This is a genomic window from Streptomyces sp. NBC_00259 (genome assembly GCF_036181745.1).
GTDB lineage: Bacteria > Actinomycetota > Actinomycetes > Streptomycetales > Streptomycetaceae > Streptomyces > Streptomyces pratisoli.
The window spans coordinates 4737609-4758130 of the sequence record NZ_CP108080.1 but is presented as its reverse complement, the minus strand read 5'-3'; the positions used below and the strand labels follow the sequence as shown (position 1 = coordinate 4758130).

The following is a 20522-nucleotide window of genomic DNA, read 5'->3' as shown; positions in this document are numbered from 1 at the left end:
TACAGTCGCGCCACTGCGTTGCCCCTGGGACCCCCGCCGCGGGGTGACCCCAGACCCTGGTCCTGCTGCCGAGGCGAGAGAGAAGTTGGTGAACGACCAGCACCCCCACGCCGGGTACGACGCGTACGCCACCGGCAGCTTCGACACCGACCCGCTCTTCGGCGCCATGCCGGGCAGTTACGAGACGGGACATGTCGGGCACGACGGACACAGCGGACAGTACGACGCCACGCAGTGGAACACGGGTGCCGCGGCCGGTTACGACGCCTACGGCGCGCAGACACACCAGCAGGCGTACCCGCAGCAGTACGACGCGACACCGCTCGACGCGGCGCAGTACGACGCGACGCAGTACGACACCACCGGCCAGTGGGACGCCAACGCCTGGAACCAGTCGGGGCAGTTCGCCACGGAGCAGTTCGAGACCGCCGCGGCGACCTTCGCCTACGACACGACCGGCCAGTGGACGGCGCCGGGCTACGGCGCGGCCACGTCGTACGAGACGGGCGCCTACGACGCCACCGCCTGGAACACGGGCGCGGACGCGACGGCCACCGCCTATCCGCAGTACACCGAGCACACGGTGCACTCCGAACACACCGAGTATGCGGCGTACGAAGAGCACCAGGATCTCGGCGAGGCCTTCGTCCCGGAACAGTTCTCGCCCACGGCCGAGTACGACGCCCCGCTCGAAGTGCCCCTCGACGCACCGCTCGACACCGACACCGAGCCTGAACATGCGGTGGAGTACGAGTACGAGTACGAGCAGGAAGCCGACCCCGGGTCCGAGACGGGAACGGCGGAGTCCGCGTACGACGACGAGCCGGCCGCCGACACGGACACCGACACGGACGTCACGCCCGCCGTCACCCGCTCCGCCGCCTCCGCCCGCCCCGTGCGCCGGTCCGGCGGCCGCGGCGGCCGCCGCCGTACTCCCGCCAAGCGTTCCGCACTCCTGACCGTCGCGGTGCCTTCCGTCTGCGTGATGGGCGTTGCCGGTGTGGCGGCGGCCTCGGTCAGCGGACTGACCGGCAGCGAGGAGACGAAGGACGACAACACCGCGGTCACCGCCGCCGATCCGGCGTCCGTGAAGCCCGTCGCCGCGAACAGCAAGCTCGACACCCAGCTCGCCGCGCTCAGCGCCGACGCCCGCGACTTCGGCGACCGCGCCAGCCGCACCCAGGAACGTATCGACCTCAAGGCGCGCCAGGCGGCCGAGCGCAAGAAGCGCGAGGAAGAGGCCGCACGCCGCGAGGCGTTGCGCCCCAAGTTCGCCCTGCCGGTCGCCGAGCACGGGCTCAGCGCGTACTACGGCCAGGCCGGCGTCAACTGGATGTCCATGCACACCGGCATCGACTTCCCGGTCTCCTACGGAACGCCGGTGCTGGCCGCGACCGACGGCACGGTACGCACCCAGTGGAACAGCGCGTACGGCAACATGGCCATCGTCACCGCCGCGGACGGGACGGAGACCTGGTACTGCCACCTGAGCAGCACCAAGATCCGTTCGGGTACGGTCAAGGCCGGCGAGACCATCGCATACTCGGGCAACTCGGGCAACTCCACCGGTCCGCACCTGCACTTCGAGGTCCGGCCGGGTGGCGGGTCGGCGATCGATCCGCTGTCGTGGCTGCGCAGCCACGGTCTCAACCCCACGTAGTCCTGCGGCACCCGGATCAGCCGCCCGGGCAGGACCCTGCCTGCCGTCCGCTCGCCTGCCGTCGTCCGGCGCCCTTCGTCCGGCGCCCGGCCCAGGACGGCCGAGCGCCTCACACTCCCTACGGCTTCACGACTTCACGGCCTCAGGACCTCACGACTTCGCAGCCTCACGGCCTCACGGCCTCAGGGCTCAGGGCTCACGGCCTCACGGCCTCAGAGCTTCTCCACCGGCGCGTACCGCAGCAGCAGCCGCTTCGGCTTCTCGTCCCCGAAGTCGATCGTCGCCTGGGCGTCCCCGCCCGTGCCCGTCACCGCCATGACGGTCCCCAGCCCGAACTGGTCGTGCGTGACCCGGTCGCCGACCGCCAGCGCGATCACCGGCTTGTCCGTCGCGCGCCGCGTCGCGAAGCCCGAGGGCCCGGAGCGTGCGCGGGACGACGACAGCGAGGAAGTGATGCCGGACGTCGGCCCTGCGGGCGCAGCCATCGGGCCCGTCCGCTTCCACTGCATGTGCGCGTCCGGGATCTCCTCCAGGAACCGCGACGGCGGGTTGTACGCCGGCTGACCCCAGGCGCTCCGCATCGAGGACCGCGTCAGATAGAGCCGCTCGCGGGCGCGGGTGATGCCCACATACGCCAGCCGACGCTCCTCCTCCAGCTCCTTGGTCTGGCCGAGCGCCCGCATGTGCGGGAAGACGCCGTCCTCCATGCCGGTGAGGAACACCACGGGGAACTCCAGGCCCTTGGCCGTGTGCAGCGTCATCAGCGTGATGACGCCCGTCCCCTCCTCGTCCTCGTCGGGGATCTGGTCGGAGTCGGCGACGAGGGCGACCTGCTCCAGGAACTCGGCGAGCGTGCCTGCGCCTTCCTCCGCCCCGCGCTCCTGCTCGAACTCGAGGGCCACCGCCGCGAGCTCCTGCAGGTTCTCGATGCGCGTCTCGTCCTGCGGGTCGGTCGACGCCTGCAGCTCGGCCAGATAGCCGGTCCGCTCCAGCACGGCTTCCAGCACGACGGCGGGGCCCGCACCCGATTCGACGATCGTGCGCAGCTCCTCCATCAGCGTGTTGAAGCGCTTCACGGCGTTGGCGGAGCGGGCCGCCATGCCGTACGCCTCGTCCACGCGGCGCAGCGCCTGCGGGAACGTGATCTTCTCCCTGAGCGCCAGCGCGTCGATCATCGCCTCCGCGCGATCACCGATGCCGCGTTTCGGGACGTTGAGGATGCGGCGCAGCGGGACGTTGTCCTCGGGGTTGGCGAGGACCCGCAGATACGCCAGGACGTCCCGGACCTCCTTGCGCTCGTAGAAGCGCACGCCGCCGACGACCTTGTAGGGCAGGCCGACGCGGATGAAGATCTCTTCGAAGACACGGGACTGGGCGTTCGTCCGGTAGAAGACGGCGACATCGCCGGCCTTGGCCTCGCCCGCGTCCGTCAGCCGGTCGATCTCGTCGGCGACGAACTGCGCCTCGTCGTGCTCGGTGTCCGCGACATAGCCGGCGATCTGCGCTCCGGCACCGGCATTCGTCCACAGGTTCTTGGGACGGCGGCTCTCGTTGCGCTCGATGACGGCGTTGGCGGCGGAGAGGATGGTCTGGGTCGAGCGGTAGTTCTGCTCGAGCAGGATCGTGGTCGCGTCCGGGTAGTCCTCCTCGAACTGGAGGATGTTGCGGATCGTGGCGCCGCGGAAGGCGTAGATCGACTGGTCGGCGTCGCCGACGACGCACAGCTCGGCCGGGGCCAGGTCCTCGTACCCCTCCCCCACCAGCTCGCGCACCAGCGTGTACTGGGCGTGGTTGGTGTCCTGGTACTCGTCGACCAGGACGTGGCGGAAGCGGCGCCGGTAGTGCTCGGCGACGTCCGGGAACGCCTGGAGCAGATGGACCGTGGTCATGATGATGTCGTCGAAGTCCAGCGCGTTGGCCTCGCGCAGCCGCGACTGGTACATCCGGTAGGCCTCGGCGAGCGACTTCTCGAAACCGTCGGCGGCCTGGTCGGCGAAGGTCTCCTCGTCGATCAGCTCGTTCTTCAGGTTCGAGACCTTGGCGCTGAAGGACTTCGGCGGGAACTTCTTCGGGTCCAGGTCGAGATCACGGCAGACCAGGGCCATGAGCCGCTTGGAGTCGGCGGCGTCGTAGATCGAGAACGACGACGTGAAGCCGAGCTTCTTGCTCTCGCGGCGCAGGATGCGCACGCAGGCGCTGTGGAAGGTGGAGACCCACATGGCGTTGGCGCGCGGGCCGACGAGATGCTCGACGCGCTCCTTCATCTCGCCCGCGGCCTTGTTCGTGAACGTGATCGCCAGTATCTGGCCGGGGTGGACATTGCGGGTCGCCAGCAGATGGGCGATCCGGTGGGTCAGCACCCGGGTCTTGCCGGAGCCCGCGCCGGCCACGATGAGCAGCGGCGAGCCCGTGTGCACGACGGCGGCGCGCTGCTGCTCGTTCAGCCCTTCGAGCAGCGCAGCCGGGTCCACGACGGGGCGCGGAGCGCCGTCTCTGTAGTACGCGCCCCCGGACGGAGGCACGTCGAACGTGCCCTCGAAGAGGTCGTGCGGGACCTCCTCGTGGGGCGCGTGCTCGTCGTGCTCGGGGGGCGGGGGCCCCTCCGAGGCCGAGGTGCGCTGGAGGTCCGCCAGGAAGCTGTCGTCAAAGAGGCTGCTCATCGCTCTACGAGTCTAGGCCGCTCCACTGACAGCCCGCCGCCGCCTTCACCACACTCGCCACGAACACACACGGTCACATCGGAGCACACAGCGCTAAGGTAACGAAAATGTATCGGGCATATCGAACATCCGCCTTCACAGCAGCACCACACTTTGGCTAGCGTGCTCGCCCAGGCAGCCCGTACCCCCATCGGCGAACCACGCCAACCGGGTCGCCACGCCGAATCCGTGCTTCCCTCGCGGGAGTTCGGAACCGGGGACCCACCATTTGTGCATAACTGGGGTGAATCGGGCCGCGTTTCTCTCGGCCCGTAGGACAGCCTTCCGTTCCGTCCGAACCCGACAGCTAACCCGGTAGGCGGTCCACGGAAGGAGATGCCGGCCTTGGCGTCGCACCGCAAGCCGCGCAGCCGTACACGCACCAACTCCCCCGCCGTCGGGTTGACGACGGCCGCCATAGCGAGCGTCTCGCTCCTCTCGGCACAGAGCGCGACAGCCGACCCGAAGCCCAGCATCGACGAGGTCCAGAAGAAGGTCGACGACCTCTACCGGCAGGCGGGTTCCGCGACCCAGGAGTACAACAGGGCCAAGGAGTCCACCGCGAAGCAGCGCCGCACGGTGGACCGGATCCTCGACGACGTCGCCAAGCGCACGGACTCCCTCAACGAGTCCCGCCGCGCTCTCGGCAGCTACGCGGCCGCGCAGTACCGCACCGGCGCGGTCACCCCGACCGCCGCGCTGCTCTTCGCCGACAGCCCGCAGGCCTACTTCGAGCAGTCACAGCTCATGGACCGGCTGACCGAGCAGCAGCGCAGCACCATCACCGAGTTCGAGGCCGAACAGGCCGCGGCGGCGAAGCAGCGAGCGCAGGCCACCAAGAGCCTGGAGTCGCTGACGGCCTCGCAGCAGTCGCTGCGCACCAGCAAGCAGACCGTCCAGACGAAGCTCGCCGAGGCGCGTGAGCTGCTCTCGCAGCTGACCGCCGAGGAGAAGGCGCGGCTCGCGGAACTGGAGCGCAAGCGCGAGGAAGAGGCCCGTCGCAAGGCCGAGGCGAGAGCCAAGGCGGAAGCGGAGGCCGAGGCCGAGCGGCAGCGCCAGGAGCGTGAGCAGCAGGAGCAGAGCGGTTCCGGTACGGGCGCGGGCTCGGACACGGGATCCGGCACCGGCACGGGCACCGGCACCGCCGGCGGCGCGTACGCCGCCAAGGCCGAGAAGGTCCTGTCCTTCGCGCGCGCCCAGATCGGCAAGCCGTACGTCTGGGGCGCGACCGGCCCGAGCTCCTTCGACTGCTCCGGGCTCACCCAGGCCGCCTGGAAGGCCGCGGGCGTCGATCTGCCCCGTACCACCTGGGACCAGGTGAAGGCCGGACAGAGCGTGGCGACGGCGGACCTGCTCCCCGGGGACCTGGTCTTCTTCTACGACGACATCAGCCACGTCGGCATCTACATCGGCGACGGCAAGATGATCCACGCCCCGAAGCCGGGTGCGAACGTCCGCGAGGAGTCGATCTACTACATGCCGATCTACGGGAGCATCCGCCCCGCGTAGCCGGTGGACGCGGTTGCAGGTCCGCATGTGAGTTGGCCGTTTCTCATCGTTCTGTCCGCGGCTTGTCCGGTTGGACAGGGCGATGAGAAGTCCGCTCTCGCGGGTGGATGCCGTCGTTGGGTGACCTGGTCCGACATCGTCCATCGGTGATCTTCCTGGTACGGTCCGGTCATGCCGCGCCTGGTGGACGTTCCTGGGTACGTACGCTTCTGGACCGCCTCGGCTGTGTCTGCCTTCGGTTCTCAGGTCACCGGGCTGGCCCTGCAGATCCTCGCCGCCGTGGCCCTGAGCGCATCCGCCACGGAGGTCGGCATCGTCAACGCCGCCCGCTGGGTTCCGTATCTGCTCTTCGGTCTCATGGCCGGGGTCGTGGTGGACCGCTGCCGGCGCAAGCTGATGATGGTCGTCACGGACCTCGCAAGGGCGGTCCTGCTCGGTGCGATACCCGTGCTCTGTGCGCTGGGTCGGCTCAGCATCCCTGCACTGTGCATGTTCGTCTTCGCGTTCGGGGTGCTGTCGTTGCTGTTCGAGGCGGCGAACCAGTCGTATGTGCCCCAGCTGGTCCCAAAAGAACTGCTCAACGCAGGCTACGCCCGGGTGGAACAGGCCGGCGCGGTGGCCGGCTCGACAGGCCCGCTGATCGCCGGGGTCCTGATCAAAATCGTGGAGCGCCGCTCGCCGTGCTGGTGGACGCCTTCACCTATCTGATGTCCGGCCTGCTCCTCTCCTCGCTGAAGGCGCCCGACCCCGTCCCCGATCGCGCACGGCGCAGCCTGGGCAGCGAGTTGCGTGAGGGGGTGGCCTGGGTCTACCGGCATCGCACGCTGGCGCGTCCATGGCCCTGACCTCGCACGCGATGCTGCTTTTCAACAGCATGGTGAGCACGGTCTTCCTGGTCTTCGCCCTGCACGATCTCAGGATCGGGGAATTCGGTCTGGGGGGCACCTATGCCTGCGCGGGTGTCGGCGCGGTCCTCGGCGGTGCGCTCTCCGGGCGCGTGGCCGGAAGGCTGGACGTCGGCGCCACTCTGATCGCCTTCCGCTTGGTCGCCGCCTTCGGCTGGCTGCCCCTGGTCCTGGCCGAGCGGGGACCGTGGGCGCTCGTCTCCGTTTCGCTCGGCTTCTTCATCGTGTCCCTGGCCATCGGCATCGAAAGCCCGGTGGAGATGAGCTACCGGCAGGCGGTGACACCCGACCGGCTGCGCGGGCGGATGAACGCGACGATCCGCTCGATGAACTGGGGAATGGTAGCGGTGGGCGCACCACTTGGCGGCGTACTCGCCGACCAGGTCGGTTATCGCTTCGCCCTGTGGATCGGACTGTCCGGAGCAGTCGTCCAGGCACTCGCGCTGGCCGTTTCTCCCACCCGCAGGGCCCGCACCGACGACGAACTCGTTCCCTCGACAGCTGATCTGACACGTCACGGCGCAGAAGCAGCTGCCGGGGAAGGCAAGGGCTGATCAGCTCGCGGTGGCCTTCATCAGCCGGCTCGAAGCACATTCCCGGCGATCTCCACCGGTCCGCCGATGATCGTCGACCTGCGCGCCGTCACGTCACGTCCACAGCGTCGCGATGAAGATGTTCGCCAGCGTCAGTCCGCCCACCGCGGCGAACATGCCCTTGTCCACCTTCTCCTCGTCCCGCTTCACATAGACGAGTGCCAGGATCACGACGAGCACGGCCAGCTTGATGCCGATCTTGAGGTTGTTCACCGGCTGGTCGTCCGCCTGGTTGAGCCCCACCAGCGCCACGCCCGTCACCAGCATGGTCAGCGCACCGTGCAGCATCGCCGGGGTGAAGCGGGTCGTCCCCTCGCCCATGGCCTTCATCTGGGTCAGAAAGCCGCCGAGCAGCGACGCGATACCGATGATGTGCAGGGCGACGAAGACATTGATGAGTACGTCCATGGCACCGGAGCCTAGCCGTACGGTCCCAAAGCGAACCCCGGCGGTCCTTCTGGCGCCAATAACGGTCATGGCGCCACTTCGCCGTAACCCGGCGGTCTAGCGTCCTCCACCAGGTGACCGGCTCCCATCCACCGTCCCGTACCCGGGCGGCAGTCGGTCGCCCCCGCCGAAAGACCCGGCGGTGGACCGCTCCCCCTGTGCGGTCCGCCGCCGGTACCCGCACCGGCGGACTCCGACGGAAGGACCGGCCCTCGTGGCAGCGCACCGCAAACCGAGGCAGCGCACGCTTCCCGGCTCAGCCGCCCGCTTCTCCGCCACCCTCGCGCTCGCCGGTGCGACGGCCGCCACCGCCTTCGAGGGCTCCGGGCACGCAGAGCCCCTGCTCACCCCGGACGAGGTGAAGGCCAAGGCCGACCGGCTCTACGAGGAGGCGGAGGCCGCGACCGAGAAGTACAACGGAGCGAAGGAGAAGGCCGACGCGGCGCGGACCGCGGCCAACGCGCTCCGCGACGAGGCGGCTCGGCGCACCGAGCGTCTCAACGCCTCCCGTAACGCCCTCGGTTCCTTCGCCACCGCGCAGTACCGGTCCCGCGGCCTCGATCCGGCCGTGCAGCTCGCGCTCACCTCCGACCCCGTGCGGTATCTGGCGGGCGCGGAGCTGACCGAACGAGTCGGGGAACGGCAGGCCACGGCGATCGCCGGGGTGCAACGGCAGATGCGGGAGATCTCCCAGGTGCGCAGGGAGGCGGGCGAGCGGCTGGCCGAACTGGAGGAGCGGCGGGCCGAACTGGCGCACCACCGTTCGACGATACGGAAGAAGCTCGCCGCGGCCGAGGCGCTGCTGGCACGGCTCACCGCCGATCAGCGCGCCGCGTACACGGCCCAGGACGGTACGCCGACGGGCCGCGCGGACCGCGACACCGCCCGCACCGCCCCCGGCACGCCGGCCCCGGTCGCCGCCCCCAACGCCCGTGCCGCACAGGCCGTCGCCTACGCGTACGGGGCGCTGGGGAAGCCGTACGTATGGGGCGCGACCGGGCCGTCCGCGTTCGACTGCTCGGGTCTGACGCAGGCCGCGTGGCGCTCCGCGGGCGTCTCCCTCCCCCGCACCACGTACACCCAGATCAACGCGGGCCAAAGGGTGCCCCGGTCCCAACTCGCCCCCGGGGACCTGGTCTTCTTCTACTCCGGTGTCTCCCATGTGGGCCTCTACATCGGCGGCGGCCGGATGATCCACGCCCCGCGGGCGGGTGCTCCGGTGCGGATCGCGCCGATCGACCAAATGCCGTATGCGGGGGCGACCCGGGTCGCGTAGCATCCCGGCCCCATGGACACGATCGATCAGGACATGGGCCGGGCCATCCAGAACTCCACGCGCACACTGGCACGGAGTTCGCCGCACCACCGGCGGATCGGCCCGTTCACGGTGCGGTACAACCCCGACTGGGACATCCCGCCCGCCAATTACGCCATTCCCGACCCGGACGCGGCTCCGTCGACGGCGGACATCGAGGCGCTCGTCGCGCTGTTCCGGGAGCTCGGCAGGGTGCCGCGGCTGGAGTTCCTGCCGTCCACCGCGCCGGGGGCCGAAGAGGCGCTGCTGGCGGCCGGGTTCACGGTCAGCAACCGCGCCCCGCTGCTGGCCTGTACGCCCGACGGCCTCCGGGCGCCGGAGCCGGCCGCCGGTATCACCGTCACCGAACCGTCCACGGATGCCGAGTACGCGGCCGCGGCCGGCGTCCAGCACCTCGCGTACGGCGGGACGGGCGAACCCTCGGCGGGCTCGGTCCGCTGGCTGAAGGAGGCGTCCGGGGGCGGCGGTGTCACGGCCCTCGCCACGGTGGACGACGGCACCCCCGTCGGCGCGGGCGGCTGCTCCGTCCCGACCGATGGCCTCAGCGAGCTCGCCGGTCTGGGCGTGGCAGCCGCCTTCCGCCGCCGCGGCATCGGCGCCGCGGTCTCCGCCTTCCTCACCGCCACCGCCTTCGGCCGCGGCATCGGCACGGTCTGGCTGGAGCCGGGTGACGCCGCCGTCGAGCGCATCTACGCCGGCATCGGCTACCACCGGGTCGCGGAGAAGGCGGACTTCACCCTGAACTGACGACTGCGACCGACCGGCCCCGATTCGGGTCCGTTTCGGCCCGGGCCGCTCCGCCCGGGGCCACCGAGGCCGGTCCGACCGCCTCCGCAGCCGCCCCCGTCAGTGCCCCGCCGATGCCGACGGGGTCGTACCGCGCTCGTACGCGAGGTGGCGGGTCAGCCAGAAGAAGACGTCGGGGACCTGGCGCTTCCACTCGCCGGTGTCGTGGGCGCCGCCGATCTCGACGACGTCGACGAGTGTCGGGGGCTTGGCGGCGGCACGCAGGGCGAGGCCGGACTCGAACCCGTCGCCGCGGGCGCCGGAGACGAACAGGGACGTGCGCGGAGGGGTCGGGGCGGACCGCAGGAGGTGGAGCGGGTCGTTGGCGCGCCGGAGTTCCTCGTCCAGGGCGGCGAGGGAGGCCTTCTCCGCGGCCGGGTCGTTGTAGCCGGACAGGCTCACCCCGGCGCGGTAGCGGTCGGGGTGGGCGACGGCGAGCTTCGCCGCGCAGTGGCCGCCCGCCGAGTAGCCGGCGACGGCCCAGCCCTCGGGACGCTGGGTGGCGCGGAAGGTGTCCGTCACCATCTTGCGGACGTCGACGCTGAGCCAGGTGTCCGCGTTGATGCGGCCCGGGATGTTGGCGCAGCCCGTGTCGACGCGCCCCAGCAGCGTCGTGCGCGGGGCGACCAGGATGAACGGCGCGATCTCGCCGCTCTCCATCATCGGCCGCAGCTGCTCCTGCACCTTGAGGGTGCCGAACCAGGCCTTGGCGGAGCCCGGGTAGCCGGGCAGCAGCTCGACGACGGGGAACTTGGTGTTCCGGTACGCCGGCTCGTCGTACTGCGGAGGCAGCCAGACGTACACCTCGCCCTCGACCCCCGACACCTGCCCGGAGAGGTTCGTGACCCGCACGCCCTCGCCGAGGACCGGGTCCGTCGCGGGCTTGAAGACCGACCTGGACCTCGGCAGATCGGCGAGGCGCACGCCGCCCATGCCGTCCTTGCCGAGGTCCGTCGCGGCCGTGACATGGTCACCCGTGCCGAGCAGGTCGTCCCAGCTGTCGTACAGACCGTTGCTGTTGTTCACGGCGACGAAGACCACGACGAGCGCGGTCGCCTGCGCGAAGCCGACCATCAGCAGCCGCGTGACGCCGCGCACCACGGCGGGGCCGCGCACCCTGCTCCACAGGGCGAGCGGCAGCAGCACCGCGACCACGGCCAGCACGATCGCGGTCACGAAGAAGGGAGTTCCGGTCAGGCTCATCACGGACGGTTAGAGGGAACAGGCCCCGTCCCGGTTGCCATGGCCCTATGCCGGTTTCCTCACACATGCGCGTACATACGCGCACCCGGCGCTCACACCAGCCGGCGCGCCGTCGCCCATCGCGTCAGCTCGTGCCGGTTCGACAGCTGCAGCTTCCGCAGCACCGCCGACACATGCGACTCCACCGTCTTCACGGAGATGAAGAGCTGCTTCGCGATCTCCTTGTACGCGTACCCGCGCGCGATCAGCCGCAGCACCTCCCGCTCGCGCTGGGTGAGCCGGTCCAGGTCCTCGTCCACCGGCGGGGCGTCCGTCGACGCGAAGGCGTCGAGGACGAACCCGGCCAGCCGGGGTGAGAACACCGCGTCGCCGTCCTGGACCCGGAAGATCGAGTCGACCAGGTCGGTGCCGGTGATGGTCTTCGTGACGTAGCCGCGGGCCCCGCCGCGGATCACCCCGATGACGTCCTCGGCGGCGTCCGAGACGGACAGCGCCAGGAAGCGGACCGGGCGCTCGGCCGCGCCCACCAGGCCCGCGCAGCGGCGCAACACCTCGACCCCGCCGCCGCCCGGCAGGTGCACGTCGAGGAGCACCACCTCGGGCCGCGTCGCCGTGATCACGGTGACCGCCTGGTCCACGTCGGCGGCCTCGCCGACGACCTCGACACCCGTCTCCTCGGTCCTGCCGATCTCGGCCTGCACTCCGGCCCGGAACATCCGGTGGTCGTCGACGAGCACGACCCGTACGCGACGCTCCGACGCCCCCGGCGTTCCGTCGGTCTGCTCGGTCATCCGTCCGCCCTCTCCATCTCGAGCTCCACTTCGGTGCCCCCTCCGGGCACCGACCGCAGGCGCGCCGTGCCACCGTTGCGCTGCATACGGCCGATGATCGATTCTCGTACGCCCATCCGGTCCTCCGGAACCGCGTCCGGGTCGAAACCGGGCCCCCGGTCCCGTACGGAGACGAACACCGTACGGCCCTCGACCTCCGCGTACACCTGAACGGGCCCACCCTCGCCACCGTACTTCGCGGCGTTGACCATTGCTTCGCGCGCGGCCTGGAGCTGCGCGGTCAGGCGCTCGTCGAGCGGGCAGTCGCCGACGACCACGACCTCCAGCGGGACGCCGTGCTTGTCCTCGACCTCCGCCGCGGCCTTCTTGACCGCGTCGGCGAGCGTGGACGGCTCCTCGTCCTCCTCCTTGCCGGTGCCCTCCGGCCGGTACAGCCAGTTGCGCAGCTCGCGCTCCTGGGCGCGGGCGAGCCTGCGCACCTCGCCCGCGTCGTCCGCGTTCCGCTGGATCAGGGTGAGGGTGTGCAGCACCGAGTCGTGGACGTGGGCGGCGACCTCGGCGCGCTCCTGGGCGCGGATGCGCATCAGGCGCTCCTCCGAGAGGTCCTGGGTCATCCGCACCAGCCAGGGGCCGGCGAGGAGGCCGATGCCGACGATCACGGCGAGTGCGGCCGTCAGCACGTTGCCGAGCTGGGCGGCCGAGCCGCGGACGACCACGAAGACGGTCAGGCCCATGCCGACCAGGGCGACACCGGCGAGTCCGCGCGCGAGCTGCAGCAGTCTGCGGCGGCGGCCGTCCCCGGCCCACTGGGCGCGGCGGGCGTTGTCCGCCTGCCGCCACACCAGCACGAGACCGGCGCCGGTCAGCAGCACCGGCCAGAGATAGCGGCTGACGGGGCCGCCCAGTTCGACGTTGGCGCCGAAGACGACCGCGCCGATCAGCAGCGCGATCAGCGCGAACAGCTGCCCCTTGTCGGGCTTGCGCAGTCGCCGTCTGCCGTCGGGGGCCGTCTCGAAGACCGGCTTCGGCTCGGCGGGCCTGCCCCCTACACCGAGCGGTACGACGATCCAGAAGACCGCGTACAGCAGCGCGCCGAGACCGTCGGCCATGAACAGCGCGAGGAACACCAGCCGGACCCAGATCACCGGCAGTCCGAGATGCCCGGCGAGCCCTCGCGCGACACCGCCCAGCCACCGTCCGTCCGCGCTGCGGTACAGCCTGCGGACGGCGGGCTCCTCGGTCTCGGTCGGACGGGCGGCGGCGACTGGCATGCCCCGATGGTCACACGCGCGTACGGGCCCGGGCATCAGGGCCGTCCCTGAGACCGACCCTGAACGTCAGGGGCAACCGGGGTGCAATATCAGGGAAGGGCCAGGGTCGGGGCGGCTGCCGCCCGCGGAGACGGCCCGTCACCATGGAGTCATGACTCAGCCGACCGCTCCGCCGCCCCAGCCGCCACCGGAGCAGCAGCCCGCGCCGGCGCTGCTGCGCCGGTCCCCGCGGCACAAGGTCGTGGGCGGTGTGTGCGGCGGCCTCGGCCGGTACTGCGACATAGACCCGGTGATCTTCCGCATCGCCATCGGGGTGCTGTCGGTGACCGGCGGAATCGGCCTGATCTTCTACGGCTTCGCCTGGCTGCTGATCCCGCTGGAGGGCGAGGAGGAGAACGAGGCACGGCGCGCCCTGTCCGGCCGCGTCGACGGGCCCGCCCTGGTCGCCGTGCTGGTGGCGCTGCTCGGCTGCGGCCTGTTCCTGTCGATGCTCGGCAACGGGGGGACGCTCGCCTTCTCCGCGCTGCTGTCGCTGACGGTCGCGGGCGCCGCCGTGTGGTCCCAGCGGCGCACCAGGGTCACTCCGGACGGCGGCCCGCTCGACGCGGCCACGGCGCACGCGGTGGCCGAGGCCCCGCCGGAGACGAAGGCGCCGCCGACGCCGGACAGCCCTTCCTGGTGGCGCGACCCGATCGTCAAGGACGGCACCACCGGACCGGTCGCCACCGGCTATCTGTGGGGCCCCGCCGACGCGGCGACGGCGGGGCCGCCCGCCCGTGGCCACGGGCGCGACCTGCGGGACACCGCCCCCGCGGCACGCCCCCGCGGGCCGCGCGGCATCGGTGGGCTCGTCTTTCTGCTGGCCCTGGTGGCGGGCGGGCTGGGCAGCGGGCTGTCCTGGGAATCCCAGCCGCTGGGCACGAGCCTGCAGATCGGGTTCGCGTGCGCGATGGCGGTGTTCGGTCTCGGCCTCGTGGTCGGCAGCTTCCTCGGGCGGATCGGTGTGGGCACGATCCTGCTGACGGTGGTCACGGCGATGCTGCTGGCGGGCGCCGCGGTGCTCCCCAAGGAGATCAGTACGCAGTGGATGCGCACGGAGTGGAAGCCGGTGACGGCGGCGGCCGTCGAGCCGCGCTACGAACTGGGCTCGGGCCTCGCCACGCTCGATCTGAGCCGGCTGGCGGTCCCGGCGAGGACGACGGTGAGCACCGAGGCCGAGGTGGGGGCGGGGCGGCTGAAGGTCGTCGTGCCGAAGGACGTGACGGTGCACGTCACCGCGCGCGCGGGGCTCGGAGACATCCGGCTGCCCGGCGACGACCCGCGGGGCGATGTCGACGTCGCCCCGGACAGGGACCGTACGCATACGCTCGCCCCGCCGGCCGGTGGGAAAGCCGCGGGCACGCTCGACCTCGATCTGAGGGTCGCGCTCGGACAGGTGGAGGTCACCCGTGCTGCTTCATGAGTTCCGTCCGGGCCGGCTGATCGCGGGCCTGGCCGCCCTGGCTGCCGCCGCGGCCTATCTGGGCGACGCGGCGGGCGCCTGGGAGACCGCGTGGTTCGTGGCCCTGCCGGTGGTCTTCGGCGGACTGCTGGCGGCCGCGTTCGCGACCTTCGTCCACTACAGGTCCCGTCGGCGCCGGTCCGCCAGTGCCCCGTCGAGCGAGAAGGTGGCGGCGCCGGCCAGCACCAGCGGCAGCCAGGCCATCAGATAGGCCAGGTCGTTGCCGTAGTAGTACGGCTCGGTCTGCCAGCTGACGGTCAGCCACAGGCTCAGCGAGATCAGTACCCCGCCGAGCGCGGCGAGCCGCGCCAGCAGCCCGACCAGGGTGCCGATGCCGACAGCGAGTTCGCCGAGGGCCATCGCGTAGCCGAAGCCTTCGGGGTTCTTCAGGGCCATGTCCACGAGCGCGGGGACGGCGGAGGTGTTCCGCACGTTGTTCATCAGTTCCCCGATGGAGCCGGCTCCGCTCGCCGACAGGAACGCGCTGTCGGTGAGCTTGTCCAGCCCCGCGTAGATGAAGGTCACGCCGAGGAAGAGCCGCAGCGGCAGCAGGGAGTGACGCGCCGCGCGCTCCTTCCAGGTACTGCGCGCCTCGTCGGTCGCGTACGTCGCCGTCGTTCGGTACACATGCGTCATCGTCGCCTCCGCGGTCTCACCCGGCTGGGACGATTGTCCCCACGTCCCGCACTTTTGGATACGGAGAGGACGGCCGTACGGCTCAGTCGCTTTCGGTGCGCTCAGTCGGCGACGTCGATCGTCATCCGGTTCGATTCGGCCCCCGAGGCCGTCACCACCTGCACGTCCACCCGGCCGGGTGCGACCTCGACCGGGACCGGGACCGTGATGCTTGTATCACTGGGGTTGATGAATCCGCCGGGCACGGGCACCAGCGGCACATGCACATGGACGGCGCCGATACGGACCGTCATCCGGGCCAGCCGGTCGGGGCCTTCCGCGCCGGGCGGGACGAAACCGGCGCCACGGATCTCGATGTCGTCGCCGGTGCGGATGGGGCCGTCGAGGCCGCCGGGTTCACGGGCGCGGACGACGGAGAGGACGACCGGGCGGCCGCCCTCCGCATACTTCCCGGCGAGGTAGACCCCCGCCGAGACCAGGACCAGCACGGTCAGGCCCCACGGCAGCCCCGGCAGCTGGTCGGGGCGGCGGGCGAGCAGCACCGTCGCACAGGTCAGCGCGACGGCGCCGACGAGGACGTACTGCGCGTCCGGGAAGCTGCCGCGGCCCGCGTCGTCGCACAGCAGGTCGGCGGGGCGGGGCCGGTCGGCCTGCACCTTCTGCAGTCGCTGGGTGATGACGCGGACGGTGACGACCCGGCGTACGACGACGGCGATCAGGGAGACGACCGCGACGATCGTCAGCAGGGCGGCGCCCTGGGCGAGCCCGAGGCCCGCGGGGGCGGAGGCGGCGAGGCGGAACGCGAGGAACAGCACGGTGTACGCGGCGAAGAGCACCCACGCGGCGGCGACGGCCCGCGACGTCGACAGCCGGTTGTCCTCGCCGACGAGCGGGGCGAGCAGGCCGCCGTGCGCCCGGTGCAGCCGGGCCGCGGCGGTGAGCAGCGCGGCCAGGCAGGCCGCGGCGGCGAGGCCCGCGGTGCGCGAGGTGGTCCAGCCGGAGCCGATCGCGGTCAGCGCGAAGGCGAGGAGCAGCAGCGTGACCCAGCCCCACAGCACGAGCAGGGTGCGCCGCCAGACGCGGGTGAGCCAGGCCTCCCCGGCGGAGCGGCTTCGTTCGGCGACGGCCTGGGCCGACTCGGTCAGCTCGTCCGAGATCCACTGGCGGGTTCCGCCGGCGGAGTAGGCGACCTGGGCGGGCAGCCCCTGCCCGTCGGCGAGTTCGTCCCGCCGGGCGAGGAACCAGGCGACCGCTCTGCGATGGCCCTCGCGCCTGCCGTGCGGACAGTCGCCGCAGGTGCAGCCACCGCCGTGCACGCTCTGTCCCACGTCCTGCACCGCCACGGCGACGCATCCTTCCCCGGTAGGCAGCTTCGGCAACTACCCCGCATTTGCAAGGAATTGTGCCGCACGAGCCGGGCTGCGCACGCACCGCTGAGCCGCCGCGCGGGTGATTTCCGCACGATCAAATTGACGTACTACGACATGAGTTCGGGCTCGGCGGCGGCGATCTGCCGCCACATGGGCTGATAGTTGATCCATGCGACGAGATCGCTGCCGAGCTGCTCCCGGGTGGCGAGGGCGTCACGGTGGTCGATGAGGAGCGGCTTCCCGGCGGCGCGGGCGGTGAGTTGCACCTGGGCGCAGCGCTCCATCGAGATGAACCACCAGGCGGCCGCGTCCACCGAGGCTCCGACGGTGAGCAGCCCGTGGTTGCGCAGGATGACGGCCTTGTACGCGCCGAGCGCGGCGGCGATGCGCCGGCCCTCCTGGGCGTCGACGGCCACTCCGGTGTACGCGTCGTACAGCGCGTGGTCCTCGTAGAAGGCACAGGCCTCCTGCGTGACCGGGTCGAGCAGTTCGCCCAGCGCGGCCAGCGCGCGGCCGTGCACGGAGTGCGTGTGCGCGACGGCGACGGCCTCGGGACGGGCCCGGTGCACCTCCGCGTGCACGGTGAACGCGGCCTGGTTGACGTGCCGGGTGCCGCGTACGACCTGACCGTCACCGTTGACGAGGATCAGCTTGCCCGCGGTCATCGTCGCGAACGGCTCCCCGAACGGATTGACCCAGAAGCAGTCCGGCACCTCCGGGTCCCGCACGCTGATGTGCCCGGCGACGCCCTCCTCGTACCCGAGCCGCGCGAACAGCCGGAGCGCGCCGGCGAGCCGCTGTTTGCGGTACGCGCGTTCCTGGGCCGGTGTCTCGTGGTCCGGCGGCATGGCGAAGTGGAGCTGATCGACGGGGATGGGCACGGGGACGGGGAGCGGCGTTCCGGCCGGCGTCGTCTCGGTCATGCGGCGGAAGGTACCTCCGGTCACCACAACAGGCCAGAGCGATCGCAGGCTCCGCGAAAGCACATGCCCGGCAGGTGTTCCGTACGGCCCGTCGCCACAATGTGCACATGACCCCACCGACTTCACCCCTCGTCGCGCTCCTCGGCCTGGAACGGCACGTCGAAGGCGGCTGGTACCGCCAGACCTGGCGGACGGAGGGCTCCACGACCCCACCCGGTTACCCCGGCGCGCGCGCCTACGCCACGGGGATCTACTTCCTGCTCCACCCCGGAGAGACCTCACGCTGGCACCGCGTCCGCTCCGACGAACTGTGGCTCTGGCACCGAGGCGGCCCGCTCCGACTCCTTCTGGGCGGCACCGGCGAGAAGGCGGAACCCGCCACGGCCCTCACCCTCGGCCCGTCCGTCGAATCCGGCGAACAGCCCCAACTCCTGGTCCCCGCCGGCACCTGGCAGTCCGCGGCTCCCGCGGGCGACGAGCCGGTCCTGGTCACCTGCGTCGTCGCTCCGGGCTTCCACTTCGACGACTTCACACTTGAGGAGTCCTGACGGGGCGGGCCCCGCTCAGAGGTTGTCGATCTCCGCGAGGTCGATGTCGATGTCGAAGGGGACGGCGAGCTTGAGCCGGTCGCGGAAGATGCCGCTGGGCTCGTAGACGCGCGACTCCTTGTCGAGCTCAAAGGTATGGACGATCGGGCGTTCGTCCGTGCCTGCCATCTCGACCCGCCAGAAGTAGGGGATGCCCGCGTTGGCGTACTTGTGCGGCTTGGTGTCGGTGTCGCGCGCCTCGGAGTCGGGGGAGACGACCTCGACTGCGAGGAGTACGTCCCGGACCTGGAAGTAGGTCTGCTCCCGGCTCCGCACGGCGGCAGCTCGGACGACCGAGACGTCCGGCTCGGGACCATTGCGTTTGTCGAGTACCACGGTCATCTGCCGGATGACCCTCAGCTCGGGCGGCACCGTGCCGCGCAGCCCCTGCACCAGGAGGTCGATCGCGATGCTGTGGAAACAGCACTGGGGACTCACGAAGACCAGGCTCCCGTCGATCAGCTCGGTGTGCGGCGGGAGGTCGGGCAGGGTGAGAAGGTCGTCCACGGTGTAACCCTCGCGCGGCGGCACCGGCCACTGGTGCGAGATCTCTGCACTCATGCATGCTCCATGAGCATGAGTCTCGTGCGTCCGATCAGACCACCCACCGTGAACGCCGACGCCGCCACCCAAACGTATGAGCGACGGCGTCGGCGTTGACCTACGGAGCGGGAATCACTCCCACTCGATAGTGCCCGGCGGCTTCGACGTCACGTCGAGGACGACGCGGTTGACGTCCGCGACCTCGTTGGTGATGCGGGTCGAGATCTTCGACAGCACGTCGTACGGCATGCGCGTCCAGTCCGCCGTCATCGCGTCCTCGGAGGAGACGGGCCGGAGCACGATCGGGTGGCCGTACGTGCGGCCGTCGCCCTGGACGCCCACGGAGCGGACATCGGCGAGCAGGACCACCGGGCACTGCCAGATCTCACGGTCGAGACCGGCCGCGGTGAGCTCCTCGCGGGCGATGGCGTCGGCCTCGCGCAGCAGGTCCAGGCGGTCCCTGGTGACCTCGCCGACGATGCGGATGCCGAGGCCGGGGCCCGGGAACGGCTGGCGGTGGACGATCTCCTCGGGCAGGCCCAGCTCCTGGCCGACCATCCGGACCTCGTCCTTGAACAGCTTGCGCAGCGGCTCGATCAGCTCGAACTCGAGGTCCTCGGGGAGGCCGCCGACGTTGTGGTGCGACTTGATGTTCGCGGTGCCGGTGCCGCCGCCGGACTCCACCACGTCCGGGTAGAGCGTGCCCTGCACCAGGAACTGGACCGGCTCGTCGCCGTGGGCGCCGGCCTCGGCGATGATCTCGACCTGGGCCTGCTCGAAGACCCGGATGAACTCCCGGCCGATGATCTTCCGCTTCTCCTCGGGGTCCGAGACGCCGGAGAGCGCGTTCAGGAAGCGCTCCTGCGCGTCGACGACCTTCAGCGAGACGCCGGTCGCGGCGACGAAGTCCTTCTCGACCTGCTCGGTCTCGCCCTTGCGCATCAGACCGTGGTCGACGTACACACAGGTCAGCTGGGAGCCGATGGCCTTCTGCACGAGCGCCGCGGCGACCGCCGAGTCGACACCGCCGGACAGTCCGCAGATCGCGCGCTTCGCGCCGACCTGCTCACGGATCGCGGCGACCTGCTCCTCGATGACGTTGCCGGTCGTCCAGGTCGGCTCGATGCCGGCGCCCCGGTAGAGGAAGTGCTCCAGGACCTGCTGGCCGTACGTCGAGTGCATCACCTCGGGGTGGTGCTGAACGCCGTACAGCTTCTTCTCGTCGTTCTCGAAGGCGGCGACCGGTACGACGTCCGTGGACGCGGTCACGGTGAAGCCCTCGGGCGCGGCGGAGCAGGCGTCGCCGTGGGACATCCACACCGGCTGCTCGGCCGGGGTGCCCTCGAAGAGGGTGGAGCCGGTCTTGGAGACGTGCAGGTCGGTGCGGCCGTACTCGCGGGCGCCGGAGTTGTCGACGGTGCCGCCGAGGGTCCGCGCCATCAGCTGGAAGCCGTAGCACATGCCGAAGACGGGGATGCCGGCCTCGAAGATGGCCCGGTCGAGACTCGGGGCGCCCTCCTCGTACACGGACGACGGGCCGCCGGAGAGGATGATCGCCGCCGGCTGCTTGGCCAGCATCTCCGCCACCGGCATGGTGGACGGGACGATCTCGCTGTAGACCCGGGCCTCACGGACGCGGCGGGCGATGAGCTGGGCGTACTGGGCGCCGAAGTCGACAACGAGGACGACGTCCGGGTTGGCGATGTCGGGCGCGGCAGCAGGGGACGCTGAGGACACTACGGCGGCCTTCCGGCGGTGGTGGGAGGAGGGGCTCTATTTGTCG

16 protein-coding genes, 1 pseudogene and 1 riboswitch are annotated in these 20522 nt (G+C 71.1%); of the genes and pseudogenes, 7 read left to right on the top strand and 10 right to left on the bottom strand.

Annotation, left to right across the window (positions count from 1 at the left end; translation table 11 throughout):
- Positions 1-88: 88 nt before the first annotated feature.
- Entirely contained in the window at positions 89-1660 is a 1572-nt protein-coding gene (locus OG766_RS21650; protein ID WP_266381769.1) for a M23 family metallopeptidase, read from the top strand.
- Positions 1661-1872: 212 nt separating this feature from the next.
- Here the strand turns inward: OG766_RS21650 and pcrA are convergent, their stop codons facing one another.
- The gene (gene pcrA / locus OG766_RS21645) at positions 1873-4320 is read right to left on the bottom strand and encodes a DNA helicase PcrA (protein ID WP_266381767.1); all 2448 of its coding nucleotides are present in this window, start codon (positions 4318-4320) and stop codon (positions 1873-1875) included.
- A gap of 208 nt (positions 4321-4528) precedes the next feature.
- Positions 4529-4697, top strand: a riboswitch (cyclic di-AMP (ydaO/yuaA leader).
- Between pcrA and OG766_RS21640 the strand changes: the two genes are divergently transcribed.
- Together OG766_RS21640 and OG766_RS21635 are read left to right on the top strand one after the other, a co-directional pair.
- Positions 4696-5868, top strand: a complete 1173-nt coding sequence (locus OG766_RS21640) for a C40 family peptidase (protein ID WP_266381764.1) — start codon at positions 4696-4698, stop codon at positions 5866-5868. Its footprint overlaps the riboswitch before it by 2 nt.
- Before the next feature lie 171 nt (positions 5869-6039).
- Positions 6040-7327 (top strand): annotated as a pseudogene (locus tag OG766_RS21635) (MFS transporter).
- Positions 7328-7420: 93 nt separating this feature from the next.
- Here OG766_RS21635 and OG766_RS21630 read toward each other — a convergent pair.
- Complete coding sequence (locus tag OG766_RS21630) at positions 7421-7774, bottom strand: hypothetical protein (RefSeq protein WP_328725999.1); 354 nt, start codon at positions 7772-7774, stop codon at positions 7421-7423.
- 253 nt (positions 7775-8027) lie between these two features.
- Between OG766_RS21630 and OG766_RS21625 the strand changes: the two genes are divergently transcribed.
- Both OG766_RS21625 and OG766_RS21620 read left to right on the top strand, forming a co-directional pair.
- A complete protein-coding gene (locus tag OG766_RS21625) occupies positions 8028-9089 on the top strand; it encodes a C40 family peptidase (protein ID WP_328725998.1) in 1062 nt (353 codons plus the stop codon).
- Positions 9090-9101: 12 nt separating this feature from the next.
- Positions 9102-9875, top strand: coding sequence for a GNAT family N-acetyltransferase (locus tag OG766_RS21620; RefSeq protein ID WP_443045517.1), 774 nt, complete (start codon positions 9102-9104; stop codon positions 9873-9875).
- Between the two features lie 99 nt (positions 9876-9974).
- On the opposite strand, the gene OG766_RS21615 is transcribed toward OG766_RS21620, so the two are convergent.
- From OG766_RS21615 to OG766_RS21605, 3 genes are all read right to left on the bottom strand, one after another.
- Positions 9975-11117 carry an alpha/beta hydrolase gene (locus OG766_RS21615; protein WP_266381758.1) on the bottom strand — a complete coding sequence of 381 codons (1143 nt, stop codon included), beginning with the start codon at positions 11115-11117 and terminating at the stop codon, positions 9975-9977.
- Positions 11118-11209: 92 nt separating this feature from the next.
- Positions 11210-11908, bottom strand: coding sequence for a LuxR C-terminal-related transcriptional regulator (locus tag OG766_RS21610; RefSeq protein WP_266381756.1), 699 nt, complete (start codon positions 11906-11908; stop codon positions 11210-11212).
- A complete protein-coding gene (locus tag OG766_RS21605) occupies positions 11905-13179 on the bottom strand; it encodes an ATP-binding protein (RefSeq protein WP_266381753.1) in 1275 nt (424 codons plus the stop codon). The genes OG766_RS21610 and OG766_RS21605 overlap by 4 nt, the downstream gene beginning before the upstream one ends.
- A gap of 151 nt (positions 13180-13330) precedes the next feature.
- On the opposite strand from OG766_RS21605, the gene OG766_RS21600 reads away from it, so the two are divergent.
- Complete coding sequence (locus OG766_RS21600) at positions 13331-14641, top strand: PspC domain-containing protein (protein WP_328725997.1); 1311 nt, start codon at positions 13331-13333, stop codon at positions 14639-14641.
- Between the two features lie 156 nt (positions 14642-14797).
- Here the strand turns inward: OG766_RS21600 and OG766_RS21595 are convergent, their stop codons facing one another.
- From OG766_RS21595 to OG766_RS21585, 3 genes are all read right to left on the bottom strand, one after another.
- On the bottom strand, positions 14798-15316 hold the full coding sequence (locus OG766_RS21595) for a DoxX family protein (protein ID WP_328725996.1): 519 nt from the start codon (positions 15314-15316) through the stop codon (positions 14798-14800).
- Positions 15317-15417: 101 nt separating this feature from the next.
- Positions 15418-16659, bottom strand: a complete 1242-nt coding sequence (locus tag OG766_RS21590; RefSeq protein ID WP_423247082.1) for a hypothetical protein — start codon at positions 16657-16659, stop codon at positions 15418-15420.
- A gap of 134 nt (positions 16660-16793) precedes the next feature.
- On the bottom strand, positions 16794-17609 hold the full coding sequence (locus tag OG766_RS21585) for a class II aldolase/adducin family protein (RefSeq protein ID WP_328725995.1): 816 nt from the start codon (positions 17607-17609) through the stop codon (positions 16794-16796).
- A 107-nt stretch (positions 17610-17716) separates the two neighbouring features.
- Here OG766_RS21585 and OG766_RS21580 point away from each other — a divergent pair, with 107 nt between their 5' ends.
- The gene (locus OG766_RS21580; RefSeq protein ID WP_328725994.1) at positions 17717-18157 is read left to right on the top strand and encodes a cupin domain-containing protein; all 441 of its coding nucleotides are present in this window, start codon (positions 17717-17719) and stop codon (positions 18155-18157) included.
- A gap of 15 nt (positions 18158-18172) precedes the next feature.
- Here OG766_RS21580 and OG766_RS21575 read toward each other — a convergent pair whose 3' ends face one another.
- Positions 18173-18757 carry a Uma2 family endonuclease gene (locus tag OG766_RS21575; protein ID WP_328725993.1) on the bottom strand — a complete coding sequence of 195 codons (585 nt, stop codon included), beginning with the start codon at positions 18755-18757 and terminating at the stop codon, positions 18173-18175.
- A 114-nt stretch (positions 18758-18871) separates the two neighbouring features.
- Positions 18872-20476, bottom strand: coding sequence for a glutamine-hydrolyzing GMP synthase (gene guaA / locus OG766_RS21570; protein WP_328725992.1), 1605 nt, complete (start codon positions 20474-20476; stop codon positions 18872-18874).
- Positions 20477-20522 lie beyond the last annotated feature (46 nt).